The organism is Methylobacterium brachiatum (assembly GCF_020523825.1).
GTDB classification, from domain to species: Bacteria; Pseudomonadota; Alphaproteobacteria; order Rhizobiales; family Beijerinckiaceae; genus Methylobacterium; species Methylobacterium brachiatum.
This window is the reverse complement of record NZ_JAJALK010000005.1, coordinates 1-12,400: the sequence shown is the minus strand read 5'-3', so window position 1 is coordinate 12,400 and position 12,400 is coordinate 1. Positions and strand designations below refer to the sequence as shown.

Genomic DNA, 12,400 nt, shown 5'->3' with positions numbered 1-12,400 from the left:
ACCTCACGCCTGTTCGGGGATGGCAGAGGCCGGCATCGGGATGAAGCCCGGCAGGGCCTCCACCCGGGCGATCCAGGCCCGCACGGCCGGGTAGGGCGCGAGGGAGACGCCGCCCTCGGGGGCGTGGGCGACGTAGGAATAGCAGGCGATGTCGGCGAGCGTCGCCCGCTCGGCGGCGAGATACCGGCGCTCGGCCAGATGCCCGTCCATGAAGGTGAGGATCCGGGCCGCGGTCGCGTGGACCGCCGCCCGGTCGGCGGTCGCGCCGAACACCACCATCAGCCGGGCCAGGGCGGGCCCGGTGCGGACCTCGCCGGCGGCGATCGAGAGCCAGCGCTGGACTTCCGCGGCGGCCAACGGATCGGCCGGCATCCAGCCGTTCTCCGGCGCGTAGCGCGCGGCCAGGTAGACCAGGATCGCGTTGCTGTCGGGGATCACCGCCGCGCCATCGGTCAGGACCGGGATCTGGCCCAGCGGGTTGAGGCGCCGGAATGCGGAATCCGCGCGCTGCTCCGCGCTGGCCACCTCGACGAAGCGATAGGGCAGCCCCAGCAGGGACAGGAACAGTTCCGCGCGGTGCGAATGGCCCGAGAGGCGCAGGCCGTAGAGGGTCAGATCGGGGTCGGACATGGTCGGGGTCTCCAGAGAGGCCCGAATATGGCTCTTGCAAAGTGCGGCGATAATCCGGAACCTGTGGCAGTTAGAATTTCAGTTTCTGAAATGATCCATGGACCGGCTGGACGAGCTCGCCCTCTTCGTCGCGATCATCGATGTCGGCAGCCTCGCCGGGGCTGCGCGCCGGTCGCGCCGCTCGGCCGCCGCCGCGACCCGAGCCTTGGCGAGCCTGGAGACGCGGGCCGGGACCCGGCTGGTGGAGCGCACGACCCGGCGCCTCGCCCCGACCCCGGCGGGGCTCGAACTGGCCGAGCGGGCGCGCAGTCTGCTCGCCGGCTACGAGGCGGCCGTCTCCGGGGCGGCGGGCGACGCGGTGCGCGGCCTGGTGCGGGTCACGGCCCCGGTCCTGTTCGGGCGCAAGCACGTCGCGCCGATCGTGTCGGGCTTCCTCGACGCCTACGCGGAGGCACAGGTCGAGCTGGTGCTCGCCGACCGCAACCTCGACCTGGTGGAGGAGGGCATCGACGTCGCTCTGCGGATCGGGCAGCTGGCGGAATCCCGCCTCGTGGCGCGGCGGGTCGGGCAGGTGCGCGAGGTCGTGGTGGCGAGCCCGAGCTACCTCGCGGCACGGGGCACGCCCCGGACGCCTGCCGACTTGAGCGACCACGACACGATCCTGGGCATGGTCCGGGCCAATCTGCGCGAATGGCGCTTCGGGGCCAACCGCGTGCGCCTGGCACCACGGCTGATCGTCAACGAGATCGAGGCGGCGCTGATCGCGGCCCGAGCCGGGCGGGGCATCGCCCGGGTGCTCTCTTACCAGACCGCCGAGGACATCGCCGCCGGTCGCCTCGTGCGCCTGCTCGCGGCCCACGAACCACCGCCGATGCCGGTCCAACTCGTGACCCCGAGCCAGGGGCTCCGGCCCGCCCGGGTGAACGCCTTCCTCGATTACGCCACCGAGGCCCTGCGGACATTGCCGGTGCTGCACGCGGCTGAATCCGGGTGATAACCGACATCGGTCGGCCCGATGTGATCGGAAACGGGTCTTCGGCCCGCCGTTCGGCATTGTCACGGCCGGACTCTTGCTGAGGGATGGACGGGCGCCCGTTCCGGCACGCGGTCGGGCACCCCGCCGGCCAGCTCGGACGGCGCCCCGATGCACGATCCCGGAGCCCGCCAGCCCATGCGCCTGCTCACCCCGATCCTCGCCGTGCTGCTCGCGATCCTACCCCCGGCGGCGCAGGCCGACCCGCTGACCGGCACCCTCAAGAAGATCAAGGACAGCAACCGGCTCGTGCTCGGCGTGCGCGATAGCTCGCCGCCGTTCAGCTACCTGGACCAGAACCAGAAGGTGGTCGGCTTCGCGGTCGATATCTGCCGGGCGATCGCCGACGCCGTGAAGCGTGAATTGAAGATGCCGGGGCTCGAGGTCGCGATGGAATTCGTGAATTCCTCGTCCCGCATCCCGCTGATGACCAACAACACCACCGATCTCGAATGCGGCACCACGACCAACAACGCCGAGCGCAAGAAGCAGGTCGCCTTCACCAACACCCACTTCCTCACGGCGACCCGGTTCGTGTCCCGGAAGGACCAGAAGTTCGCCAGCCTGGATGATCTGCGCGGCAAGGTGGTCTCGTCGGTGGCCGGCTCGACCAACATCCTGATGCTGATCAAGGCCAACAACGAGCGCAAGCTCGGCATCACGGTGATCGCCGCCAAGGATGTGCCGGAAGCCTTCCTGATGGTCGAGACCGGCCGGGCGGCGGCCTTCGTGATGGACGACGTGCAACTCAGCGTCGTGGCGGCCCAGTCGAAGGATCCGGCGGCCTACGTGATCAGCCAGGAGACCCTGTCCGATCCGGAGCCCTACGGGATCATGCTGCGCCGGGACGACCCGGCCTTCAAGGCGGTGGTCGATAAGGCCACCGCGGATCTCTACCGCAGCCCCGCGATCATGACGATCTACGAGACCTGGTTCCTCAAGCCGGTGCCACCGCGGGGGCTAACCTACAACATCCCCCTGTCCTCGGCGCTCCGGTGGGCGTTCGAGCATCCGAGCGACAATTCGGACCCGGCCTTCTACGTGCACTGATCCCGGTGGGGTTCCGCTACGGCCAAGGAGATGCGATGCCGCATCGAGTTCCGCCCGCCTTGCGAATCCGCCCCATGCTCGACCGCCAAGAGCCGGCCCTCACGCCGCCCGCGACCCGCGCGCCGGAGCCGGCTGCCGGCTCGATCCCGCGCCTGATCGTCGTTCTGGCCTGCGCGGGGTTCGGCAGCACCTTCGCGCTGCGCTCGGTCGAGCCCCTGGTCGGCGTGCTGGCTCGGGACCTCGGCAGCGACGCGCATACGGTCGCGCTGCTCTCCACCGCCTTCGCGCTCCCTTACGCCTTCATCCAGCCGGTGCTCGGCCCGGTGGGCGACGCGCTCGGCAAGGAGCGGGTGATGAGCGTCTGCCTGGCGGTGCTCGCGGGCGCCCTCGTCCTGTGCAGCCTGGCCCCCAATATCGGCGCCCTGTTCGGCCTGCGGATGCTGGCGGGGGCGGCGGCGGGCGGCTGCATCCCGCTGTCGCTGGCGCTGCTGGGCGACCGGGTGCCGATGGACCGGCGGCAGGTGGCGATCGGCCGCTTCCTGGTGGCGGCGATCCTCGGGCAGCTCACCGGCTCGACCTTCGCGGGGCTGATCGAGGTCGCGATCGGCTGGCGGGGCGTGTTCGCCGTGACCGCGCTGGTCGCCGCCATCGCCTGTGCCGCGACGGTGTTCGGCTTCGACCGCACCGGCCGCGCCCCCGCCCGCCGCCCGGCCTTCGGGCAGGCGGTGCGGCGCTACCGCACCATCCTGGCCAATCCGCGCGCCCGGATCCTGTTCTCGGCGGTGTTCATCGAGGCGATCGCGATCTTCGGCGTGTTCCCGCATCTCGCCCCGCTGATCGAGGCCCGCGGCGAGGGCGGCCCGCGCGAGGCCGGCCTGGTGCTCGCGGGCTTCGCCATCGGCGGCCTGCTCTACTCGGCCCTGGTCGGCCTGCTGGTGCGGCTGCTCGGCATGCCCCGGATGCTGATCGGCGGCGGGCTGATCTGCGGCGCCGCGCTCACCGTGGTCGGGCTGGCCGGAAGCTGGCAGGTCGATTGCGCGGCGCTCACCGCCATGGGGCTCGGCTTCTACATGCTGCACAACACCTTCCAGACCCAGGTGACCGAGGTCGCGCCGACCGCCCGCGCCTCCGCGGTGGCGCTGCACGCCTTCTCGTTCTTCTGCGGTCAGGCGCTCGGGGTCGCGGTCCTGGGCCAGGCGCTGATGCAGCTCGGGCAGTTCGGGGCGCTCGCCGCCTGCGCGGTCACGATCCTGGCCCTCGGGATCGCCACCGCGGCGGCTCTCCAGCGGCCGGGCCCGAAGATCGCCTTCTCGGATTGACCGGGCCGGTCAGGGCCGCGCCATCGCCAGCGCCTTGAGGTCGAAGCCGGGATCGGCCGCCTGCTCGGGGGTGAGCCGCGTGCCCGCCGCCAGCAGGCGCCGGGCGATCATGTGGTCGGCGGCCCGGTCGACCGATTCCACGGCGCTCAAGGCCCCGTCTCGGAAGCGGAACACCGAGAATGCCGGGCCCGAGCCCCGGACCACGCTGGCATCGCCGGGCCCGGACAGGCCGGCGATCTGCAGCTTGTGCGGACCCTGATCGCTCCAGAACCACGGCAGCGCCCCGTAGGCCGCCGGCTTGCCGTTGAGCCGCGCGGCGAGGCAGCGGCCCTGGTCGATGGCGTTCTGCACCGACTCGATCCGCACGGTGCCGTCGGGGCTGAGCCCGTGGGCGAACGGGCTCGGGAAGCGGACGCAATCGCCGATCGCCGAGATCGCCGGATCGGGCGTCGCCAGGAACGCGTCGACCCGCACCCCGTCCTCCGCCGGAAGACCGGCCTCCGCGGCGAGCTCCCGGTTCGGCAGCACGCCGATGCCGATCAGGATGAAGTCGGCGGGCAGCTCCCTTCCATCGGCCAGGGTGATGCCGGTGGCGCGGCCGTCCCGTCCGGTGACCGCTGTCACGCCGGCCCCGAACGCGAAGCGCACGCCCATCGCCTCATGGGCGCTGCGGAAGAACTGCGCGATCTCCGGCGAGACCGCCCGGGCCATCGGCCGGTCGGCCGCCTCCACGACGGTCACCGACAGGCCCCGGGCGGCGGCCACGGCGGCGAATTCCAGCCCGATGAAGCCGGCGCCGATCACCACGATCGCCCTGGCCTCGCCGAGCGCCGTCCGGAGCGCGTCGGCGTCTGCGAGGCCGCGCAATTGGCGCACGTTCGGGAAATCGGCCCCCGGCACCGGCAGCGGCCGGTTGCGGGCGCCGGTGGCCAGAACGAGGTGGTCGTAGGCGAGGCTCTGGCCGTCCGAGAGATGCAGGCGCCGCCCGGCCCGGTCGATCGCGACGGCCCGGATCCCCGGCCGGTGGGCGATGGCGTGCTCGGCGAAGAAGCCGGGCTGGCGCAGGAACAGGCCCTCCGCGTCGGTCTTGCCGGCGAGATAGGCCTTGGACAGGGGCGGTCGCTGGTAGGGCAGGGCGGTCTCGTCGCCGACCAGGGTGATCGGGTCCCGGAAGCCGCCCTCGCGCAGGGAGGCGGCCAGCTGGAAGCCCGCCTGGCCGGCGCCGGCCACGACGATGCCGGCCGCGCTCATGCCTTGGCTCCGGCGGCGTCCGGCAGCGCCACGCCCGGCAGCATGCGGGCGCCGTCGCTCATCAGGTAGGACCAGACCGCGGAGGCCGCCGGCCCCAGCACCTTGTCGGCCCGGCGCACCGCGTACCAGTCGCGCCGGATCGGCAGGCCCTTGACGTCGAGAAGGGCGAGGCGGCCGCTCTCGACCTCGGCCGCCACGGAATGCACCGACAGGAGCGCGATCCCGAGCCCGGCCATCACCGATTGCTTGATCGTCTCGTTGGAGCCGGTATCGATGTCGAGGAGCGCGCGCTTGACCAGGATGCCGCTCATGAACTCCTCGAAGACCGTGCGCGTGCCGGAGCCCTCTTCGCGGAAGAAGAACGGCTGGTCGGCCAGGTCTTCGCGGGACAGGCCGGTCCGGCCGGCGAGGGGGTGGCTGGGAGCGGCCACCAGCACCAGCGGGTGCGGGCCGAAGGTCGCGGCCTCGATCGGGAAGTCCCGGGGCGGGCGGCCCATCACGGCGAAGTCGATCTCGTAGCCGCGCAGGGCCTCGACGGTCTGGCCGCGGTTGCGCACCGACAGGCTGATCTCGACGCCCGGATGCTTCTTGACGAAGCCAGCGATCACCTGGGGCGCGAAGTACTTGGCGGTGGAGACGACGCCCAGTGCGACGCGCCCGCCTTCCGCGCCGCGCAGGGTCCGCAGCCGGTCGGTGCAGGTCTCCAGCACGGTGTTGATGCTGTCGATCGCCCAGAGCATCTCGCGGCCGGCATCGGTGGGCTTGAGGCCGCCCGGCGTCCGGTCGAACAGCAGCAGGCCGGCCTCCTCCTCGAGCTGCCGGATGCGCGCGTAGAGCGCGGCCGAGGTGACGTTCAGCTCCTGGGCCGCCCGGGTCATGGTACCCAGGCGGGCCACCGCCGCCACCGCCTGGAGCTGCTTGAGGGAGAGATTGCGCATGGCGGAGGTCTCGTTTTTTTTGTCCTATGACACAAGATCCCCCAGAAATCTTGAGCGTGGCGTCTCCGGTTCTTGTCGATCGGGGCGCGCCGCCCGCTATCATGGTGATAGAGGGGTCGCTACAGACCCGGCGCGGAACGCGCGATCCCGGCAGGCGGGATCCCAGCAGGAGAGATAGGCCGATGGCAATTTCAGCAGCGATCGGGACGCCTCTCGAGACCTGCCTGGCGCAGGCGGTCGAGGCCAACCCGGCGTTGAAGGATGCCGCCGCGGTGATCCGTGCGATCGCGGGCTCGGCGGTGGAGATCAGCGCCCTGATCGGGCGCGGTGCGCTCGGCGGCGACCTCGCGGCGGCGGGCGATCACAACAGCGACGGCGACGTGCAGAAGGCGCTCGACGTGATCGCGCACGAGAGCGTGACCGCCGCCCTGCAGGGCGCCCCCGTGGCCGAGGTCGCCTCCGAGGAGGCCGAGGAGGTGATGCGGCTGAACCCGGACGCGCCGCTGGCGGTGGCCATCGACCCGCTCGACGGCTCGTCGAACATCGGCGTCAACATGGCGGTGGGGATGATCTTCGGCATCCGCCCGTCGATCAAGGATCCGGCCAACCCGCTGGCCTCGTTCACGACCCCCGGCACCGCCCAGATCGCCGCCGGCTTCGTGACCTACGGCCCGGCCACCGCGCTGATCCTGACCCTGGGCGACGGCACGCAATCCTACGTCCTCGACCGCGCCGAGGGCGTGTTCCGCCTGACCAGCCCGGCCATGTCGGTCCCGGCCTCGGCCAAGGAATACGCGATCAACGCCTCCAACGCCCGGCACTGGGACGCCCCCGTGAAGGCCTATATCGAGGATTGCCAGCGCGGCACCGAGGGGCCGCGCGACAAGGATTACAACATGCGCTGGCTCGCCTCCCTGGTGGCCGACATCCAGCGCGTGCTGACCCGGGGCGGCGTGTTCCTGTATCCGGGCGACGCCCGCAAGAACTACGCCCGCGGCCGCCTGCGGCTGCTCTACGAGGTCGCCCCGGTGGCGATGCTGGTCGAGCAGGCCGGCGGGGCCGCGACGGACGGCCAGACCCGCATCCTCGACCTGGTGGCCACCGGGATCCACGAGCGCGCGCCCCTGGTCTGCGGCTCCACCGAGGAGGTCGATTGCGTGGCCACCTACTATGCCGGCGGCAAGCCCGATGCCGGCCGCTCGCCGCTGTTCGGCCAGCGCGGGCTGATGCGGTCGTAGACGCAACGCGAAGTCCAAAACCATGTCGGCGCGGCACCCCATCATCTCGGTGACCGGCTCCTCCGGGGCCGGCACAACCTCGGTGCGCAACACCTTCGAGCAGATCTTCCGCCGGGAGGACGTGCGCGCGGTGTTCATCGAGGGCGACGGCTTCCACGCCTTCGACCGGGACACGATGCGGGCCATGATGGCGCGCGAGCCGACGCTGTCGCATTTCGCGCCCCGGGCGAACCTGCTGCCCGAGCTGGAGGCGGTGTTCCGCAGCTACGCCGAGAGCGGCACCGGCCGGACCCGCCACTACGCCCACGACCAGCACGACGCCCGGGCCTACGGCATTCCGGAGGGCAGCTTCTCCCCCTGGGAGGAGTTCCCGCCGGATTCCGACCTGCTGTTCTACGAGGGGTTGCACGGCTGCGTGGCCGACCCGGATGTCGACATCGCCCGCTACGCGGACCTGAAGATCGGCGTCGTGCCGGTGATCAACCTCGAATGGATCCAGAAGCTGCACCGGGACCGCTCGTTCCGCGGCTATTCCACGGATGCGGTGACCGACGTGATCCTGCGCCGGATGCCCGATTACGTGCAGACCATCTGCCCGCAATTCTCGTTCACCGACATCAACTTCCAGCGGGTTCCCACCGTCGACACCTCGAACCCGTTCATCGCCCGCTGGATCCCCACCGCCGACGAATCGATGGTGGTGATCCGGTTCAAGGATCCGAAGGGGATCGACTTCTCCTATCTCGTGTCGATGATCCACGACAGCTTCATGAGCCGGGCCAATTCCATCGTGATCCCGGGCGGCAAGCTCGACCTCGCCATGCAGCTGATCCTGACGCCGATGATCATGCAACTCGTGGAACGCCGCCGCCGTCTGGCGTGAGGGTTGGAGGAGGCCGTTAGACCGAACTGGAACGCCGATCCAATCATCCCCCTCATCCTGAGGTGCCCGGCGATCGAAGATCGCTGGGCCTCGAAGGAGCCCTCCAGCCGGCCGCGCGAGGTCTGGAGGGCTCCTTCGAGGCCTCCGCTTCGCTCCGGCGCCTCAGGATGAGGGTCTGTGTGGGATCGGCCCGTGCGCCGAACATCGTCTGAGTCAAACCACCTGCGAAAGATCCATGATGCTCCCTCCCGTCATCGCTCCGTCGATCCTGTCCGCCGATTTCGCCCGCCTCGCGGAGGAGACCCGCGCGGTGGACGCGGCCGGGGCCGACTGGATCCATCTCGACGTGATGGACGGGCATTTCGTGCCCAACATCACCTTCGGCCCCCCCGTGGTGAAGGCGCTGCGACCGCACACGCAAAAATTCTTCGACGTTCACCTGATGATCGCGCCGGCCGACCCGTATCTCGCGGCCTTCGCGGAGGCCGGGGCCGACGGGATCACGGTCCATGCCGAGGCCGGGCCGCATATCCACCGCTCGCTCCAGACCATCCGCGATCTCGGCAAGCGCGCCGGCGTGGCGATCAACCCCGGCACCCCCGCCGCCCTGGTCGAGCCGGTGCTCGACATGGTCGATCTCGTGCTGGTGATGACCGTCAATCCCGGCTTCGGCGGCCAGAAATTCCTCAAGAGTACCATGGAGAGCGTCGCACGGATCCGCGCCATGGTGGCCGGGCGCGACATCCGCATCCAGGTCGATGGCGGCATCGATGCCGAGACCGTGAAGGCGGCGAGCCGCGCCGGCGCCGACACGTTCGTGGCCGGCAACGCGGTCTTCAGCGGCGGTCCCGACGCCTATGCGGAGCGCATCGCGACGATCCGGGCCGGCGCGGAGGGCGCCTCCGGCCGCGACCTCTCGTGCTGAGGGCGCTGATCTTCGACGTCGACGGCACGCTGGCCGAGACCGAGGACCTGCACCGGCAGGCCTTCAACCGCGCCTTCGCGGCGCTGGACCTGCCCTGGCGCTGGGACCCGGCGCTCTACGCCGACCTGCTCACCGTGATGGGCGGCAAGGAGCGGCTCAGCCACTACATCGATACGCGCCATCCCGGCGAGGCCGCGTCCTTCCACGCGCAGGCGCCCGAAATCCACGCCCGCAAGACGATCGCGTATGGCGACCTGATGGCCGAGACCGGGCTGCCCCTGCGCCCGGGGATCGCCCGGCTCATCGCCGAGGCCCGGGCTGGCGGCCTGCGGCTGGCCATCGCCACCACCACCAGCCGGCCGAATGTCGATCGGCTGCTGGCGGCGAACTTTCCGGCCTCCGATACGCCCTTCGCGGTGATTGCGGCCGGCGACGAGGCGGACCGCAAGAAGCCCGCCCCCGACGTCTTCCTGCTGGCGCTCGACCGTCTCGGCGTGCCGGCCTCGGAGGCGGTGGCCTTCGAGGATTCCGCCCCCGGCATCGCCTCGGCCCGCGCCGCCGGCCTGCCGGTCCTGGCGACCCGAAGCCGCTACACCGACAGCCATCGGCTCGACGGCGCCTTCTCGGCACTCTCCGACCTCGGCGAGCCGGGTCACCCGCACCGGCACCTGGCCGGGCTGGAATGGCCGGACCGGGTGGTGACGCTGGCCGCGCTGAGGAACTGGCACGCGGGATTTCGCTGAGGCGGCAGTCCGTCGGCTTGCACGGAGCGCGATGCTTACGCCTCCCGGAGCTTGGCCGGGATCGCTCGAGCGGTTCGGTCATCTCCGGCATGGGCCGCCGAGCGGGAGGCCCGGATCGTAGCGGGGCAGGGGGAGACCCGAGCATCCGGCACGGCTTCGAGCCGTCATCACCCGCTTTGCCGCGCGCTTCCGCACGCCCGAAGGTGAGGCCGCCCGGATTCAGCTTGGTTCCGCGCGGGTTCCCGGCGACGCCGGATCGCAGAGCAAGGGTGGGCGAAAAGCCCCGCCCGGCTCTCGGACGACAAGTTTCCAGCCCCCATCCGATCAATCATGGATGCCGGTTACCCGGATGCGTTTCTATATGAAGTTGTATCCCGATTGGCGTAGTGATAAGTTTTTGCGATATGGCAATAATTACTATCGGATGCTGAAAATAAAGTTGGATCACAAAATTCTAGACATGAGATAAGCTTAGATTTATACGAAGGTATCTACTGAGACGGACGGCCGACCATGCCTAGAATAACGATTCGCATGCTTCTCATGGCGATCGTCTCGCTTGTCGGACTTCTGGCTATCGTCCTGGCCGCCCTGCAGGTCGGTGGAAACAGGAGGAAATCCGATATCGCGACGCAGGTCGCCCAGCACATGGCGATCGACCGCGACCTCTTCGCCAGCCTCAACCAGCTTCGGACCGAGCGCGGATGGACCAAGATCGCGCTTCTGGATGAAGCCGATGCCCTCCGCCTCCACCGGCAGACCGCCCTCGAGGGGCGCGCCGCGTTCGACACGGCCGTCAACGCGGCCCTGGCCGAGCTGGGCGACGTGCGCGACGGCGCCCTCAAGGCCAAGGGCGTCGACCTCCAGGGTCTCGTGGATGCGTGGCGGCGGTTGCGTCCCGCCGTGGACGCGGCCTTCAATGTGCCCGTCGCGGCGCGGGACCGGGCCCTGGGCATCAAGCTGGACGAGCTCTGCGACCGCTTCCTGGCCGAGCTCGAAGCCGCATCCGACATGACCGAACGGACGATCCAGGCGCTCGACCCCGCCTTCGGCAGCTTCATCGATGCCCGGGCGGCGACGTGGCTCTCGCGGACGAGCAGCGGCCGGACCGCGTCCCTGGTCGGCGAGATCATGGCCAGCGGTCGTCTCCCCACGCCCGCGGATGCGGTCCGGTTGAATGCCGCCGAGACGGAGACCCTCACGGCCTGGCGGGTCGCCGAGCGCGTCATCGCGATCGGCGATTTCGACGCCGCCGTGAAGGAGGCCTATGCCCGCGCGAAGGCGGCCCACGCCAATCCGCAATGGGTCCAGGTCCAGGCGTCGGTCGCGGCCGATTTCGCGGCCGGCCGCAAGATCTCGGTTCCGAGCGCGGACTGGGATGCAGGGATCTTCGGCCGCCAGAAGGCGGTCTCGGAGGCGGCAGCCGCAGTCATCGGCTCTGCCGTCGACAAGGCGCGGGCGGCCGCCGCCGAAGCCAGCCAGGACCTCGCCATCGCCGTCACGGCGATCGTGTTCGCTGCCGGATTGGCCGTGCTGGCGATCCTGATCGTGCAGTTCCGCGTCGTCCGGCGGATCGTCGGCCTGGCGGCGGCCATGCGGCGCCTCGCCGACGGAGAGCTCGGGACGGAGGTGCCCGGCCTCGATCGCCGGGACGAGCTCGGGTCCATGGCCGGGGCCGTGCAGGTGTTCAAGGACAACCTGATCCGGACCAAGGCCCTGGAGGTGGAAACCGCCGAGGCCCGGCGCGTCGCCGAGGAGCAGCGCCGCGGGGCGATGCACCAGATGGCCGACGTGTTCGAGCAGGCCACCAGCGGAATCGTCGGTACGCTTTCGACCTCGGCCGGGGCGTTGCAGACCACCGCGCAGACCATGGCGTCCACCGCGGCCGACACGGCGGAACGCTCGACCACCGTCGCGGCCGCCGCCGAGCAGGCCGCGTCCAACGTGAACACGGTGGCGGCGGCCGCCGAGGAGCTGGGTGCCTCGGTGCAGGAGATCGGCCGTCAGGTCTCGGGCTCGGCCGATCTGGCCCGGACCGCGGTGGGCGAGGCGGACCAGACCGCCGCGCTCGTGCGGACTCTGAGCGCGAGCGTCGCCAAGATCGGCGAGGTGGTGGGCATGATCTCGGGCATCGCCGCGCAGACCAACCTGCTGGCGCTCAACGCCACGATCGAGGCGGCCCGGGCCGGGGAGGCGGGCAAGGGCTTCGCGGTGGTGGCATCCGAGGTCAAGGCGCTGGCCGACCAGACCGCCAAGGCGACCGACGAGATCGGCCATCAGATCGGCCAGGTGCAGGGTGCGACGGGCGAGGCCGTGACCGCGATCGGGCAGATCGCCGCCCGCATCCGGGAGATCAGCACCGTGTCCGCCTCGATCGCGGCGGCGGTGGA

General features: G+C 70.7%; 11 protein-coding genes. 8 read left to right on the top strand and 3 right to left on the bottom strand.

Going from position 1 to position 12,400, the window contains the following annotated elements; all coding sequences use genetic code 11:
* Positions 1 to 3: 3 nt before the first annotated feature.
* Positions 4 to 630: a glutathione S-transferase family protein gene (locus LGR69_RS12790; RefSeq protein WP_230366248.1), complete on the bottom strand. Its 627-nt coding sequence runs from the start codon at positions 628 to 630 to the stop codon at positions 4 to 6.
* A 97-nt stretch (positions 631 to 727) separates the two neighbouring features.
* Between LGR69_RS12790 and LGR69_RS12785 the strand changes: the two genes are divergently transcribed.
* The 3 genes from LGR69_RS12785 to LGR69_RS12775 all read left to right on the top strand — a co-directional run bounded on the left by LGR69_RS12785 (position 728) and on the right by LGR69_RS12775 (position 4,032).
* A complete protein-coding gene (locus LGR69_RS12785; protein ID WP_230366247.1) occupies positions 728 to 1,624 on the top strand; it encodes a LysR substrate-binding domain-containing protein in 897 nt (298 codons plus the stop codon).
* A gap of 177 nt (positions 1,625 to 1,801) precedes the next feature.
* Complete coding sequence (locus tag LGR69_RS12780) at positions 1,802 to 2,713, top strand: amino acid ABC transporter substrate-binding protein (RefSeq protein ID WP_230366514.1); 912 nt, start codon at positions 1,802 to 1,804, stop codon at positions 2,711 to 2,713.
* 74 nt (positions 2,714 to 2,787) lie between these two features.
* Positions 2,788 to 4,032 (top strand): MFS transporter, encoded by a 1,245-nt coding sequence (locus LGR69_RS12775; RefSeq protein ID WP_230366246.1) that lies wholly within the window; start codon positions 2,788 to 2,790, stop codon positions 4,030 to 4,032.
* A 9-nt stretch (positions 4,033 to 4,041) separates the two neighbouring features.
* Here LGR69_RS12775 and LGR69_RS12770 read toward each other — a convergent pair whose 3' ends face one another.
* Positions 4,042 to 5,283 (bottom strand): NAD(P)/FAD-dependent oxidoreductase, encoded by a 1,242-nt coding sequence (locus LGR69_RS12770; RefSeq protein WP_230366245.1) that lies wholly within the window; start codon positions 5,281 to 5,283, stop codon positions 4,042 to 4,044.
* Positions 5,280 to 6,221 carry a LysR family transcriptional regulator gene (locus LGR69_RS12765; RefSeq protein ID WP_007565705.1) on the bottom strand — a complete coding sequence of 314 codons (942 nt, stop codon included), beginning with the start codon at positions 6,219 to 6,221 and terminating at the stop codon, positions 5,280 to 5,282. The genes LGR69_RS12770 and LGR69_RS12765 overlap by 4 nt, the downstream gene beginning before the upstream one ends.
* 182 nt (positions 6,222 to 6,403) lie before the next feature.
* Between LGR69_RS12765 and LGR69_RS12760 the strand changes: the two genes are divergently transcribed.
* The 5 genes from LGR69_RS12760 to LGR69_RS12740 all read left to right on the top strand — a co-directional run.
* Positions 6,404 to 7,459 carry a class 1 fructose-bisphosphatase gene (locus tag LGR69_RS12760; RefSeq protein ID WP_007565703.1) on the top strand — a complete coding sequence of 352 codons (1,056 nt, stop codon included), beginning with the start codon at positions 6,404 to 6,406 and terminating at the stop codon, positions 7,457 to 7,459.
* Between the two features lie 22 nt (positions 7,460 to 7,481).
* Positions 7,482 to 8,342, top strand: coding sequence for a phosphoribulokinase (locus LGR69_RS12755; protein ID WP_091863907.1), 861 nt, complete (start codon positions 7,482 to 7,484; stop codon positions 8,340 to 8,342).
* Positions 8,343 to 8,580: 238 nt separating this feature from the next.
* On the top strand, positions 8,581 to 9,267 hold the full coding sequence (rpe, locus tag LGR69_RS12750) for a ribulose-phosphate 3-epimerase (protein WP_230366513.1): 687 nt from the start codon (positions 8,581 to 8,583) through the stop codon (positions 9,265 to 9,267).
* Positions 9,261 to 10,010 carry an HAD-IA family hydrolase gene (locus tag LGR69_RS12745; RefSeq protein ID WP_230366244.1) on the top strand — a complete coding sequence of 250 codons (750 nt, stop codon included), beginning with the start codon at positions 9,261 to 9,263 and terminating at the stop codon, positions 10,008 to 10,010. The genes rpe and LGR69_RS12745 overlap by 7 nt, the downstream gene beginning before the upstream one ends.
* A gap of 534 nt (positions 10,011 to 10,544) precedes the next feature.
* A partial coding sequence (locus LGR69_RS12740; RefSeq protein WP_230366243.1) for a methyl-accepting chemotaxis protein occupies positions 10,545 to 12,400 on the top strand: 1,856 nt, incomplete at its 3' end.

Coding starts and splice junctions, on each gene's coding strand:
- rpe (WP_230366513.1), top strand. CDS start 8,581: ATGCTCCCTCCCGTCATCGCTCCGTCGATCCTGTCCGCCGATTTCGCC.
- LGR69_RS12775 (WP_230366246.1), top strand. CDS start 2,788: ATGCTCGACCGCCAAGAGCCGGCCCTCACGCCGCCCGCGACCCGCGCG.
- LGR69_RS12765 (WP_007565705.1), bottom strand. CDS start 6,221: ATGCGCAATCTCTCCCTCAAGCAGCTCCAGGCGGTGGCGGCGGTGGCC.
- LGR69_RS12755 (WP_091863907.1), top strand. CDS start 7,482: ATGTCGGCGCGGCACCCCATCATCTCGGTGACCGGCTCCTCCGGGGCC.
- LGR69_RS12760 (WP_007565703.1), top strand. CDS start 6,404: ATGGCAATTTCAGCAGCGATCGGGACGCCTCTCGAGACCTGCCTGGCG.
- LGR69_RS12790 (WP_230366248.1), bottom strand. CDS start 630: ATGTCCGACCCCGATCTGACCCTCTACGGCCTGCGCCTCTCGGGCCAT.
- LGR69_RS12780 (WP_230366514.1), top strand. CDS start 1,802: ATGCGCCTGCTCACCCCGATCCTCGCCGTGCTGCTCGCGATCCTACCC.
- LGR69_RS12785 (WP_230366247.1), top strand. CDS start 728: ATGGACCGGCTGGACGAGCTCGCCCTCTTCGTCGCGATCATCGATGTC.
- LGR69_RS12770 (WP_230366245.1), bottom strand. CDS start 5,283: ATGAGCGCGGCCGGCATCGTCGTGGCCGGCGCCGGCCAGGCGGGCTTC.